Origin of the sequence: Streptomyces sp. NPDC090025, assembly GCF_044748125.1 — a bacterium.
GTDB lineage: Bacteria > Actinomycetota > Actinomycetes > Streptomycetales > Streptomycetaceae > Streptomyces.
Genome location: NZ_JBIVFL010000001.1, coordinates 1110023 through 1123506, shown reverse-complemented (window position 1 = coordinate 1123506; position 13484 = coordinate 1110023). Strand labels below are relative to the sequence as shown.

Annotated in this window: 6 protein-coding genes; 1 reads left to right on the top strand and 5 read right to left on the bottom strand. The window is 75.3% G+C overall.

Annotated elements, in window-relative coordinates; translation table 11 throughout:
* Positions 1 to 23 precede the first annotated feature (23 nt).
* The 5 genes from ACIPXM_RS05255 to ACIPXM_RS05235 form a co-directional block, all read right to left on the bottom strand.
* Positions 24 to 1601 carry a dipeptidase gene (locus ACIPXM_RS05255; protein WP_401652088.1) on the bottom strand — a complete coding sequence of 526 codons (1578 nt, stop codon included), beginning with the start codon at positions 1599 to 1601 and terminating at the stop codon, positions 24 to 26.
* Between the two features lie 10 nt (positions 1602 to 1611).
* On the bottom strand, positions 1612 to 5220 hold the full coding sequence (locus ACIPXM_RS05250) for a UvrD-helicase domain-containing protein (RefSeq protein WP_401652086.1): 3609 nt from the start codon (positions 5218 to 5220) through the stop codon (positions 1612 to 1614).
* Positions 5221 to 5373: 153 nt separating this feature from the next.
* Positions 5374 to 6243, bottom strand: coding sequence for a hypothetical protein (locus ACIPXM_RS05245; protein WP_401652084.1), 870 nt, complete (start codon positions 6241 to 6243; stop codon positions 5374 to 5376).
* Between the two features lie 200 nt (positions 6244 to 6443).
* A complete protein-coding gene (locus ACIPXM_RS05240) occupies positions 6444 to 9887 on the bottom strand; it encodes an ATP-dependent helicase (protein WP_401652511.1) in 3444 nt (1147 codons plus the stop codon).
* A 342-nt stretch (positions 9888 to 10229) separates the two neighbouring features.
* Complete coding sequence (locus tag ACIPXM_RS05235) at positions 10230 to 10604, bottom strand: MGMT family protein (RefSeq protein WP_401652082.1); 375 nt, start codon at positions 10602 to 10604, stop codon at positions 10230 to 10232.
* A gap of 165 nt (positions 10605 to 10769) precedes the next feature.
* Between ACIPXM_RS05235 and ACIPXM_RS05230 the strand changes: the two genes are divergently transcribed.
* Positions 10770 to 13475: a flippase-like domain-containing protein gene (locus ACIPXM_RS05230; protein ID WP_401652080.1), complete on the top strand. Its 2706-nt coding sequence runs from the start codon at positions 10770 to 10772 to the stop codon at positions 13473 to 13475.
* Positions 13476 to 13484 lie beyond the last annotated feature (9 nt).

Genomic DNA, 13484 nt, shown 5'->3' with positions numbered 1-13484 from the left:
GCGGCAGGCCGCCGAGGTGTGCGTCAGGCGTCGTCTTCGTGGCGTACGGGATCGGCGCCGTCGTCCTGTACGGACCCGGCGGACCCGGCGGACCCGGCGGACCCGGCGGACCCGGCGGACCCGGCGGGCCCGGCGGCGGCGAGGGCGGCGGGCAGGTCGCCCCACAGGTACGCGGCCGTCTCGACGCCCTTCATCAGCAGGTCGAGCTCGATCTTCTCGTTGGGCGCGTGCCAGCCGTCGGAGGGGACCGAGATGCCGAGGAACAGCACCGGGGCGGCCAGGACGTCCTGGAGGTCGGCGGCCGGTCCCGAGCCGCCCTCCCGGGTGTAGCGGACCTTCGCGCCGTCGAAGGCGCGGCTCATGGCGCCCGCGACCGCCGTGAGGGCCGGGTGGTCGAGCGGGGTGAGGCAGGGCCGGGTGGGGGCGCCGAAGACGATCTCGTGGCGGACGCCGGCCGGGACGAGGCCGGTGAGCCAGTCCCGTACGGCGGTCTCGATCCTGGCCGGGTCCTGGCCCGCGACGAGCCGGAACGACAGCTTGAGGTGGGCGGTGGCGGGCACGATGGTCTTGCCGCCGGGGCCCTGGTAGCCGCCGCCGATGCCGTTGACCTCGGCGGTCGGGCGGGCCCAGACGCGTTCGAGGGTGGCGAAGCCGGTCTCGCCGAGGGTGCCGTGCGACTTGGCGGTGGTCAGCCAGGCCGCCTCGTCGAAGGGCAGCTCGGCGATCAGGGCCCGCTCGGCGTCGGTCAGTTCGGTGACGCCGTCGTAGAAGCCGGGGATCGCGACCCGCTCGTCGGCGTCGTGGAGCGCGGCCACGATCCGGCCCGCGACGGTCGCCGGGTTGGGCACGGCGCCGCCGAAGGAGCCCGAGTGGATGTCCTGGTCGGGCCCGTACAGGTCGATCTCGCAGTCCGCGACGCCGCGCATGCCGGTGCACACGGTCGGGGTGGTCTCGGACCACATGCCGGTGTCGGAGACGACGACGACGTCGGTGGTGAGCCGGTCGGCGTGCTTCTCGACGAGGGCGCGGAAGTGCGGCGAGCCGGACTCCTCCTCGCCCTCGATCAGCAGCTTGAGGTGGACGGCGGGCGCGGTGCGGCCGGTGGCGGCGAGGTGGGCGCGGACGCCGAGGGTGTGGAACAGCACCTGGCCCTTGTCGTCGGCGGCGCCCCGCGCGTACATCCGGCCGTCGGTGATCACCGGCTCGAACGGGTCGGTGTGCCAGCCGTCCTCGCGGGCGGCGGGCTGCACGTCGTGGTGGCCGTAGACCAGCACGGTCGGGGCGTCCGGGGTGTCGGACGGCCAGTCGGCGAAGACGGCGGGCGCGCCGTCGGTCTCCCACACCTCGACGGTGGGGAAGCCGGTGCCGGTGAGCCGGTCGGCGAGCCATGCGGCGCTGCGCCGGACGTCGTCGGCGTGCTCCGGCTGGGCGGACACGGACGGGATCCGCAGCCACTCGGCGAGCTCGCCGAGGAAGTCGGCGCGGTGCCGCTCGACGTACGCGCGTACGTCGGAGGTGCCCGCGGTGCCGGCGGTGGTGCCGCCGTCGCTCGGGGCAGGGGTGTCCGCGGTGCGGACGGCGCTGTCCGGGGTCTCGCTCATGCTCCCGAGCCTATCCGGCATGGAAGGGGTCCTCGTCCGGGGGCAGGTCGTCGAGGGGCGGGGCCTCGTCGAGGGCGGGGTCCGGCGGTCCGGCGTCGGGTACGGCTTCGGGTACGGGTCCGGGTCCGGCGTCCTCGGGGGGCGCGCCGCGCAGGATCGCCTCCAGTTCGGGGCGGCCGGGCAGCCGTCGGGGCCGTACGACCTCGCCCGTGCGGACGTACACGAACGCGGCGGTGACCTCGTCGGGGTCGAGGCCGTGCTGCTCGGCCCAGGCGAGCCGGTAGAGGGCGAGCTGGAGCGGGTCGGCGGTGCGCAGGTGGCTGGTCTTCCAGTCGACGATCTCGTACGCGCCGGTGGCCTCGTCGCGGTAGACGGCGTCGATCCGGCCGCGGACGACCCGGCCCGCGAGGGAGAGGTGGACGGGGACCTCGACGCGGTACGGGACGCGGCGGGCGTACGGGGTGCGGTCGAACGCCTCCTTGAGGGCTTCCAGGTCCCGCTCGTCGCGGATCTCCGGCTCGCCCGCGAAGTCCTCGCCGCCGGGCAGCTCGTCGGGGCCGAGCATGGGCAGCGGCAGTTCCTCGAAGCGGGACTCCACCCAGGCGTGGAAGCGGGTGCCGCGGCGGGCGGCGGGCTGCGGCGGCTGGGGCATCGGCCGGGCCAGCTCCTTGGCGAAGCCGTCGGGGTCGGCGGCGAGGCGCAGCACCTGGGAGGCGGAGAGGTAGGCGGGCAGCAGGACGTCGCGGGTGGTGGCGCGGGCGCGGTGCAGCTCGGCGGTGAGGGCGGTGAGGTCGCGGTCCCAGGAGGCGATGGTCCGGGCGTCCTCGGGGGTCGGGGCGGGCGCGGGCCGCCGGGCCGGGCGGGCCTCGGGGCGCGGGGCGGGGAGGCGGGCGCCGGGGCGGGGGTCCGGGGTGGGACCAGGGGCGCCGTCGTTCCCTACTCCGTTCCCTTCGACGTCTTCTTCGCCATCTCCTTCGTCGTCCCAGCCGCCGTCCCCGTCGAGCTCGCCGGGGAGCCAGAGGTCGTCCGGGTCGTCCGGGTCGTCCGGGTCCGCCGGGGCATCCGCCGCGGGCGTCGCGGGTGTCTCGGGCGCGGGGGCCCAGAGGTGGCGCAGGACGGCTTCGGCGGCCTCGCGGCGGCGGGCGAGGCCGGTGCGGTCCAGGGGCAGCGGCCATGCCTGGTCGGCGAGTTCGGCGGCGAGGAGGGGGTTGGCGTCGCCCTCGGCGGGTTCGTCGGCCCATGCCTCGATCTCGCCCGCGCCCGTCGCACAGTGCTCGTACAGGGCGTGCAGGAAGTCGGAGGGGCCGCGGGGCTTCTTCTGGGCGGGGCCCCACCAGTGGCCCGAGCCGAGGAGCAGGGAGCGGGGGCGGGTGAAGGTGACGTAGCCGAGGCGGAGTTCCTCGGTGTGCTGGTGGTCGCGGAGGTCTTCCTTGAAGTGTTTGAGGGAGGCGGCGTCCCAGGTGTCGAGCGCGGGCAGGGTGGCGGCGTCGCCGCGCAGCGCGTGCGGCAGGACCTGCGGCTGGGTGGTCCAGGACTCGCGCGCGCGGGTGGACGGGAACTGTCCGGTGACGAGCCCGGGCACGGCGACGACGTCCCATTCCAGGCCCTTGGACTTGTGGGCGGTCATCACCTTGACGGTGTTCTCGCCGCCCGGCAGGGCGTTGTCGAGGCCCTTCTCGTACTGGGCGGCGGTGCGCAGGAAGCCGAGGAAGGCGAGGAGGGTGGCTTCGCCGTCGAGGGCGGCGAATCCGGCGGCGATGTCGAGGAAGTTGCCGAGGGTCTCGCGGCGGCGGGCGGCCAGCGCGTGCGGGGAGGCGGAGAGCTCGACCTCCAGGCCGGTGGTGGCGAGCACCCGGTGCAGGACGTCCATCAGGGGGTCGGCGAGGGAGCCGCGCAGGCTGCGGAGTTCGGTGGCGAGGCGGGCGAAGCGGACCCGGGCCTCGGACGAGAAGGGCAGTCCGTCGGCGGTGGCCGGGCCGGGGGCGGCGCCGTGCCCGCCCTGCCCGCCGCTGCCGGTGTCGAGGAAGGTGTCGAGGGCGTCGGCGAGCGAGATCACCTCGGCGGGGTCGACGCCTTCGACGGCGGCGGCGAGCCGCTGGTCGGTGTCGGCGGGGTCGGCGCCGGGGCGGTGCACGAGGAGGCGGGCGCGGCGGCCGAGGAGGGCGAGGTCGCGGGGGCCGATGCGCCAGCGGGGGCCGGTGAGGAGCCGGACCAGGGAGGCGTTGGCGCCGGGGTCCTGGAGGACGTCGCAGACGGCGACGAGGTCGGCGACCTCGGGCAGGTGGAGGAGCCCGGAGAGGCCGACGACCTCGACGGGCACGTCACGGGCGACGAGGGCGCCCTGGATGGCGGCGAAGTCTCCGGCGGTGCGGCACAGGACGGCGATCTCGGCGGGTTCGGTGCCGGTGCGGACGAGGTGGGCGAGGGAGTCGGCGAGCCAGTCGATCTCCTCGGTGTGGGTGTCGAGGAGGGCGATGCGGACGGTGCCGTCGTGTTCGGCGCCGGGGGCGGGGCGCAGGGCGGCGACGCCCGCGTGGCGGGCGCGGAGGGGGGCGGCGAGTCCGTTGGCGAGGTCGAGGAGGCGGCCGCCGCTGCGGCGGTTCTCGGAGAGCGAGAAGCGGGTGGCGGGGGTGCCGTCGGCGTACGGGAAGTGGTCGGGGAAGTCGTCGAGGTTGGCGACGGACGCGCCGCGCCAGCCGTAGATGGCCTGGCAGGGGTCGCCGACGGCGGTCACGGCGTGGCCGGTGCCCTGGCCGAACAGGCCGGAGAGCAGGAGCCGTTGGGCGACGGAGGTGTCCTGGTACTCGTCGAGGAGGACGACCTTGAACTCGTCGCGGAGGATCGCGCCGACCTCGGGGCGGGTGGTGGCGAGCCGGGCGGAGAGGGCGATCTGGTCGCCGAAGTCGAGGAGGTCGCGGGAGCGTTTGGCGGCGCGGTAGCGGACGACGAGGTCGAGGAGCTCGCGGCGCGCGGTGGCGGCTTCGGGGAGTTTGCGCAGGTCGGCGTTGGTGAGCCGGGCGTCGGCGAGCTCGCCGATGAGCGCGGTGTCGGCGGCGCGGAGCTGGTCGGGGGTGACCAGGTGCTCGGAGAGTTCGGCGTCGAGGGCGAGGAGGTCGCCGACGAGGGTGGGGAAGGAGCGGGTGAGCGCCGGGTACGGGCCGGGGGCCTCGCGGAGCACGCGGGCGGCGAGCTGGAAGCGGGTGGCGTCGGCAAGGAGCCGGGAGGTGGGTTCGAGGCCGAGGCGCAGCCCGTGGTCGGTGAGGAGCTGTCCGGCGAACGCATGGTAGGTGGCGATGCGGGGCTCGCCGGGGGGTTCGTCGGGGTCGAGCGGGTCGGGGTCGGTGACCCCGGCCCTGACGAGGGCGGCGCGGACGCGTTCGGCGAGCTCTCCGGCGGCCTTGTTGGTGAAGGTGAGGCCCAGGACCTGCTCGGGGGCGACCTGCCCGGTGCCGACCAGCCACACCACCCGGGCGGCCATCACCGTCGTCTTCCCCGACCCGGCACCGGCCACGATGACCTGCGGCGCGGGCGGCGCGATGATGCACGCCGTCTGCTCCGGGGTGAACGGGATGCCGAGGAGCTCCTTGAGCTGCTCGGGGTCGGTGAGGTGTGGGGTCACCCGAAAGAGGCTAGCGGGGGGCGCTGACAGTCGGCGGCGGTGCGCGGTGGGGGCCGGTGGGGTGGGCCGGTGCGGCGGGGGGCGGGGCGGTGGGTGGGTGGGGAGGGTCACACCCGCCGCCCCCGGGGCCGGGGTGCGGGACGGCCGTGCGGGTCAGGCGGCGCGGGCCGGGGTGCCCTGGTCCAGGACCGAGAGGTCGACGGTCTCGTCGGCGGGCGGGACGACGACGGTGACCGGCTTGTCGTAGTCGGAGAGGGTCACGCTGCCGGCCTGCTCGCCGCCCGTCTTGACGGTCTTCAGGATGTACGGCTTGCCGGTCTCGGCGACCGACACGGTCGTCGTCTCGCCGCCGGGCTTGTGCTTGATCACGGTGGCGACCGGGGTGCCGTTCACGGCGCTGTCCGGGCCGCGGACCAGGCCCGTACGGTCGGCGGAGTCCCGGCCGAGGTCGGCGAGGAGCGCCTTCAGGTCGCAGACGTCGCTCAGGTCGCTGCTGCCCGCCTGGCCCGGGGTGATCTTCAGCCAGCGGCCTTTGAGGAGTTCGATGGTGGCCTCGACCTGTGGGGCGGGCAGGCCCTGGGAGGTCATCGAGGCGCGCCAGAACGCCTGGTCGCCCTTCATGTAGGTGACGCCGCCGGTCTGCCGGAGTTCGGCGGCGCCGCCTTCGAGGCGGATCGTGCCGGTGCACTGTTTGTGGTCGTCGACGGAGAAGTCGACGTCCAGGGGCTGTCCGCCGGAGACCACCCGGCCGGCCATCCGGACCGAGGTCGCGGACTGGGTGGCGGTGACGGCGCGGTCGGCGATCTGGTCGGCGGTGAGGTTCCGGAACGGGTCGGGGGTGGGGGCGGACACCTCTACTGCGGGCGTGGCGGCGGTGGCTGCTGTGGCGGCCGGTGCGGCGCCGAGGAGCAGGGCCGTGGTGACGGCGAGGGCGGCGCCGAGGGCCCGCCGGTGGGCGTGCCGCCGGGGTCCGCGGGGCGGCGCGGGGCGCTGTGGGGTGGTGCCGGGCGTGTGGGACGCCATGCGAGCCTCCTCGCGGACTCTCCCCGAGCCCACGGCTCCCCCCTGGGCCCGTTCTCCCAGGGTGCCGGACCCCGCGCGGGCCCGCGACCGCACGCCGTACGGGGCCGGTGCCCGTGCCGTACCGGTGCCCATGTCGTACCGGCGCCGGAGAACGCCGTACACGCGCGCGTACCGCTCGTTCCCGGTCAGTTCGTTCCCGGTCAGTCCACGACGTGGCGGCCCTCGGCGCGCGCGCTGCACGAGGCGCGGAACGCGCACGTGGTGCAGTGCTGGCCGGTGGTCGGGGTGAAGCGTTCGTCGAGGACCCGGCCCGCGGCGGTGGCGAGGAGGCCGCCGATCCACTCGGCGTCCGGCGGGCTCTGGCCCTGCACCTTGGGCAGGGCCTCGCCGCCCTCCTTCTTGGCGGCGGCCTGCCGCAGGTGGACGAGTTCGGCGCCGCCGGGTTCGGGGGTGCGGCCGCCGAAGACCTCGTCGACGGCGCCCTCGCGGACGGCGAGCTGGTAGACGGCGAGCTGCGGGTGGTGGGCGACCTCGTCCTTGGTGGGCGCGGTCTTGCCGGTCTTGAAGTCGACGACGTACGCGCGGCCCTGCTCGTCGGTCTCGACCCGGTCCATGGAGCCGCGGATGCGGACCTGGTAGTCGCCCGCGCCGAGGGTCACGTCGAAGGCGTGCTCGGTGGCGGCGGGGGTGCGGCCCGCCCGGTCGAGGACGTGCCAGTGCAGGAAGCGTTCCAGGGCGACGCGGGCGTTCCGCTTCTCCTGGGCGGACTTCCAGGGCGCGTCGAACGCGAGGGCGTCCCAGACCGAGTCGAGCCGGGCCATCAGGACGTCGAGGTCGGCGGGGGTGCGGCCGGAGGCGACCTCGTCGGCGAGGACGTGGACGACGTTGCCGAAGCCCTGCGCGGCGGTCGCGGGCGCGTCGGCCTTGACCTCGCGGCCCAGGAACCACTGGAGGGCGCAGGTGTTGACGAGCTGGTCGAGCGCGGAGCCCGACAGCGCGACGGGCGCCTCGCGGTCGCGGAGCGGGGCGGCGGCGCGGGTGGGTTCGGCGAGGCCCCACCAGCGGTCCGGGTGGGCGGCCGGGACGAGCGGGTGGCCGTCGTCGTCGGTGAGGGCGGCGAGCCGGGCGAGGCGTTCGGCGGCGGCGGCGCGGAGCTCCGGCGACGCGGCGGGGTCGACGGTGGTGGCGCGGAGTTCGGCGACGAGCGCGGCGACGGCGAGGGGGCGGCGGGGGCGGCCGGTGATCTCCTTGGGTTCGACGCCGAGTTCGGTGAGGAAGCGGGACGGCTGGTCGCCGTCGTCGGCGGGGGCCTTGACGGCGGTGACGACGAGGCGGTCGCGGGCGCGGGTGGCGGCGACGTAGAAGAGGCGGCGTTCCTCGGCGAGCAGGGCGCCGGGGGTGAGGGGTTCGGCGAGGCCGTCGCGGCCGATGCGGTCGGCTTCGAGGAGGGAGCCGCGGCGGCGCAGGTCGGGCCAGAGGCCCTCCTGGACACCGGCGACGACGACGAGGCCCCATTCGAGGCCCTTGGCGCGGTGGGCGGTCATGAGGCGGACGGCGTCGGGGCGGAGGTGGCGGCGGGTGAGGGTGTCGGCGGCGATGTCCTGGGCGTCGAGCTCTTCGAGGAAGTTGAGCGCGCCGCGGCCGCCGACGCGGTCCTCGGCGCGGGCGGCGGTCTCGAACAGCGCGCACAGGGCGTCGAGGTCGCGGTCGGCGTTGCGGCCCGCGGTGCCGCCGCGCAGCGAGGCGCGTTCCAGTCGGCCGGGCCAGGGCGTGCCGTTTTCGGGCGTGCCGTTCCAGAGCAGCCACAGGGCCTCTTCGGCGGTGCCGCCCGCGGCGAGCCGTTCGCGCGCGGCGCGCAGCAGTTCGCCGAGGCGGCGGGCGCCGCGGGCGTAGCTCTGGTCGTGGGCGACGAGCCGCTCGGGTTCGGCGAGGGCGCGGGCGAGCAGCACGTCCGACGGCGGGGGCACGGCGTTGCCCCCGGCCCGCTCCTCGTCGCGCAGCGCGCGCCCGAGCCGCCGCAGGTCGGCGGGGTCCATGCCGCCGAGCGGCGAGGCGAGGAGCGTGACGGCGGTGTCGGTGTCGAGCCAGGTGGGGGCGGTGTCGCCGGGCACCGCGATGTCGGGGGCGGCGGGGGTGGCCGGGCCTGCGGCCTGGCCGGGCGCGTCGTCGGGCGCGGGAGCCGCCGGGTCGGCGGCGTCGCCGGGCGCGCCGGTGTCGGGGCCCCCGGCCCCGGAGCCCGCTTCGGCTTCGGCCGCGTCGCCGCTGTCGGTGCCAGAACCGGTGTCCGGGCCCCCGGCCCCGGGGCCCGCCTCGCCCACGCCCGCCCCCGGCGCCGCCGCACCCGCCTCCGCTCCCCCCGCCGCCGCCCGCAGCGCCAGCAGCAGCGGCGCCACGGCGGGCTCATGGCGGAGCGGGGTGTCGGCGGCGTCGGTCTCCACCGGGACGCCGGCCGTCGTCAGGGCGCGGCGGAGGGTGGGGAGGGGGGTGGCGGAGCGGGTGAGGACGGCCATGTCGTGCCAGGGGACGCCGTCCTCCAGGTGGGCGCGGCGCAGCAGGTCGGCGATGTTGTCGGTCTCGGTGGAGGGGGTCGGGTAGGTGTGGACCTCGGTGCGGCCGCCGGGGCGTACCGGGGTCAGGTCGCGGTGGGCGCGGACCCGGTCGGCGGGGAGCCGGGGCAGCGGCATGCGGGCGGTGAGGAGGCGGCTCGTGGCGAGCAGGGCGGCGCCGGAGCGGCGGGTGGTGGTGAGGGCGTGGACGGGGCCGCCGAAGGTGGCGGGGAAGTCGAGGATGCCGTTCACGTCGGCGCCGCGGAAGGCGTAGATGGACTGGTCGGGGTCGCCGAAGGCGATCAGCGCGCGGGCGCCCGACCCCGCCGTCAGGCCGCGGAGGAGCCGTACCTGGGCCGGGTCGGTGTCCTGGTACTCGTCGACGAACACGGCGTCGTACGGGGGCAGGGTGCCGGGCGTCGCCCGTTCGGTGAGCAGTACCGCCCTGTGCACCAGTTCGGTGTAGTCGACGACGCCCTGGAGGTCGAGCGCGTCGAGGTACTCGGCGAGGAACCCGGCCGCGGCCCGCCAGTCGGGGCGGCCGACCCGGCGGGCGAAGGCGTCGAGGGCGTCGGGGCCGAGGCCCAGTTCCCTGGAGCGGGCGATCACGGCGCGGACCTCGTCGGCGAAGCCCCGGGTGGTGAGGCAGGCGCGCAGTTCGTCGGGCCAGCGGACGTGGCCGAGGCCGAGGCGCTCCAGGTCGATCTGGCCGGCGAGGAGTTCCCGTACCGCGAGGTCCTGCTCGGGTCCCGAGAGCAGCCGCAGCGGTTCGGCGAACAGGTCGGCGTCCTGGTGGGCGCGGATCAGGGCGTAGCAGTACGAGTGGAAGGTGGTGGCCTGCGGGGGGCGGCGGCCGCCGAGGCGGGCCGCCATCCGGTCGCGGAGTTCCACGGCGGCCTTGCGGCTGAAGGTGAGGACGAGGAGCCGTTCGGGGTCGGCGCCCTGTTCGACGCGGGCCGCGACCGCTTCGACCAGTGTCGTCGTCTTGCCGGTGCCGGGTCCGGCGAGGACCAGAAGCGGTCCTTCCGTGTGCTCAACCACCGCGCGCTGCCCTGCGTCAAGGACAGGGGGCCGCACCGGTGCCGGGACCGCCCGCACCAGCCGGTACGCGCCGGGGCCCCGGGTGTACCGAAGGGTGGAGGTGGAAGTCACGTGGGTCGCCGGTCCTGGTGGTGCTGGTGGGTCGGGATGCGGGGTGCCCGGGTGAGGGGCGCGGCCATCGACGTTACGCGATGGGCGGCGCGAACCGGAGCCGTACGAGGATCCCGGGCCGTACCAGGATCCGGGGCTGTACGAGAATCCCGGGCCGTACGAGGATCCGGGACCGGACGACGGTCCGGAGCCGTACGGGGATCCGGGACCGGACGACGGTCCGGGGGCCTCAGGTCCGGGCAGCCGTCCCACGGCCGGTCCGCCGGGGTGCGCCGCGCCGCGGCCCGCTCACTCCCCCGCCGGGGCTCCCGGACCTGCCTGGTCCGCCCCCGCCCCGTCCCAGCGCGCCCGGCACATGTCGAGCCGCATCGCGCCGTCGCGCTGCTGCCGCAGTGGCGTCCCCTCCGCCCGGTAGTGGCCGAGCGCCCGCCGTTCGTGGCCCGGGAGCAGGGCGCCGTCGGCGCGGACGACGCGCCACCAGGGCACGGAGCCGCCGTACAGCGCCATCACGCGGCCCACCTGGCGCGGGCCGCCCTGGCCCAGCCATTCGGCGACGTCCCCGTACGTCATCACCCGGCCGGGCGGGATCTCCTCGGCGACCTGAAGGACTCGTTCCGCGTAGTCCGGCAGCTCGGGAAGCTCCTGCATCTCCATTCGGCCCATCCTGCCTCACCCCACCGACAACCCCCTGATGCCTCCGAACGGACCCGCTTCGTGCCACCATCATGCGGGCGGTGACTGGTGATACGAGATCAAGAACAGCAGACGACGACAGCGGCGACGGACGCCGTGACGGCGGAGGGGGCGGCGGTTCAGACCGCCGCGGACATGACCGAACGGCACGCAGAGACGGACATGGTGATGGCGCACGACAGCCCGCCGGAGCACGCGCGGGAGCACGCGCAGGGGCACGACGCTCCTGACCACGCTTCCGGGCACGCTCCTGAGCGCGTCTCCGTCGACGAGCCGCTGCTCGCCGCCCGGGTGCACCGCCCGTCGGACCTGATGCGGCTGCTGATCGGCCTGCTCGCCATCGCCCTGGTGCTCGCCATCGCCGCCTTCGCCCACGGCACGACGTCGGGTCTTGAGCAGGACATCAACAAGGGCGCCGGTGGCGCGCCCGACGTGTTCGTGAAGATCGCCGGTCTGGTGTCGTCGATCGCGGTGCTGCTGATCCCGGTGGCGTTCGCGATCGAACGTCTGGTGAAACGTGACGGACTGCGGATCGCGGACGGGGTGCTCGCCGCGGTGCTCGCGCACGGGGTGACGCTCGCGACCGATCTGTGGGTGGCGAAGGCCGCGCCCGGCACCATCCAGGACGCGCTGACGCAGCCCGCGTCCGGGGGCGGTCTGACCGACCCGGTGCACAACTATCTCGCTCCGGTCATCGCGTACATGACGGCCGTCGGCATGGCCCGCAGGCCGCGCTGGCGGGTGGTGCTGTGGGTGGTGCTGCTGCTCGACGCGTTCACGATGCTGGTCGCCGGGTACACGACGGCGTTCTCGATCATCCTGACGGTGCTGATCGGCTGGACGGTGGCGTACGGCACGCTGTACGCGGTCGGCTCGCCGAACGTCCGGCCGACCGGGCAGACCCTGCTCGCCGGGTTGCGGCGGGTCGGTTTCCGGCCGGTGACGGCGCTGCGCGCCGAGGGTCTGCCGGACGCGGCGTCGGCGGACGCCGGGGACCGGGGGCGGCGCTACATCGTCACCCTGGAGGAGGGTTCGCCGCTCGATGTGACGGTGGTGGACCGGGAGCAGCAGGCGCACGGTTTCTTCTACCGGGCGTGGCGGCGGCTGACGCTGCGGACGATCACCACCCGGCGGTCGATCGTGTCGTTGCGGCAGGCCCTTGAGCAGGAGGCGCTGCTCGCGTACGCGGCGATCGCGGCGGGGGCGAACGCGCCGAAGCTGATCGCGACCTCGGAGCTGGGTCCGGACGCCGTGATGCTGGTCTACGAGCACCTGGGCGGGCGGACGCTGGATTCGCTGGACGACGACGAGATCACCGACGAGCTGGTGCGCAGTGCGTGGCGGCAGGTGAAGGCGTTGCAGTCGCGTCGGATCGCGCATCGCAGGCTCGCGGGTGACGCGATTGTGGTGGATCGTTCCGGCAAGGTGATCCTGACGGATCTGCGGGGCGGTGAGATCGCCGCGGGTGATCTGGTGCTGCGGATGGACATCGCGCAGCTCCTGACGACGCTCGGCCTTCGGGTGGGTGCGGAGCGCGCGGTGGCGGCGGCCGTGGAGGTGCTGGGCCCGGACGCGATCGCGGACTGTCTGCCGCTGCTCCAGCCGATCGCGCTGAGCCGGTCGACGCGCGCGGAGCTGCGGCGGCGGGCCAGGGAGCGGTCGGCGCGGGAGCGCGAGGCGGTGCTCGCGGCGTCGGAGGCGGCGAAGCTGGCCCGGGCGGAGGCGCGGGCGCAGGCCAATCTGGAGCCGGACAAGAAGTCGGAGCGGGCGGAGAAGCAGGCCGACAAGAAGGCGGAGAAGAAGGCGCTCGACGTCGCGCTCGACGAGGCCCGCGAGGAGGATCTGCTGGCGCAGATCCGGCAGCAGGTGCTGCTGATCAGGCCGCAGGCGCCGGTGGAGCCGGTGCGTCTGGAGCGGATCAAGCCGCGGACGCTGGTGTCGTTGATCGCGGGTGCGGTCGCCGCGTACTTCCTGCTGTCGCAGATCGCGCGGACGCCGCTGTCGACGGTCAGCCAGGCGGACTGGCGCTGGGTGGCGGCGGCGGTGCTGTTCTCGGCGCTGAGCTATGTGGCGGCGGCGATGAGCCTGCTCGGCTTCGTGCCGGAGCGGGTCGGGTTCTGGCGGACGGTGGTGGCGCAGGTCGCCGGGTCGTTCGTGAAGATCGTGGCGCCCGCGGCGGTCGGCGGAGTGGCCCTGAACACCCGGTTCCTGCAGCGTGCGGGGGTGCGGCCGGGGCTCGCGGTGGCGAGCGTGGGCGCGTCGCAGCTGTTCGGGCTCGGGGCGCACATCCTGCTGCTGCTGTCGTTCGGCTATCTGACGGGGACGGAGAAGTCGCAGTCGTTCTCGCCGTCGAGGACGGTGATCGCGGGTCTGCTGACGGTCGCGGTGCTGGTCCTGGTGGTGACGGCGATCCCGTTCATGCGCCGGTTCGTGTCGACGCGGCTGCGGTCGCTGTTCGCGGGTGTGGTGCCGCGCATGCTGGACGTGCTCCAGCGGCCGATGAAGCTGCTCACCGGCATCGGCGGGATGCTGCTGCTGACCGGCGCGTTCGTGTTCTGTCTGGACGCGTCGGTACGGGCCTTCGGCCACGGTGACGTGACGATCAGCTACGCGAGCGTGGCCGTGGTGTTCCTGGCGGGCAACGCGCTCGGTTCGGCGGCGCCGACGCCGGGCGGTGTGGGCGCGGTCGAGGGTGCGCTGACGCTGGGTCTGGTGGCGGTGGGGCTGCCGATCGAGGTGGCGACCCCGGCGGTGCTGCTGTTCCGTCTCCTGACACTGTGGCTGCCGGTCCTTCCGGGCTGGATCTGCTTCAACTGGCTGACGCGGCGCGAGGCGCTGTAGGGCCGGACC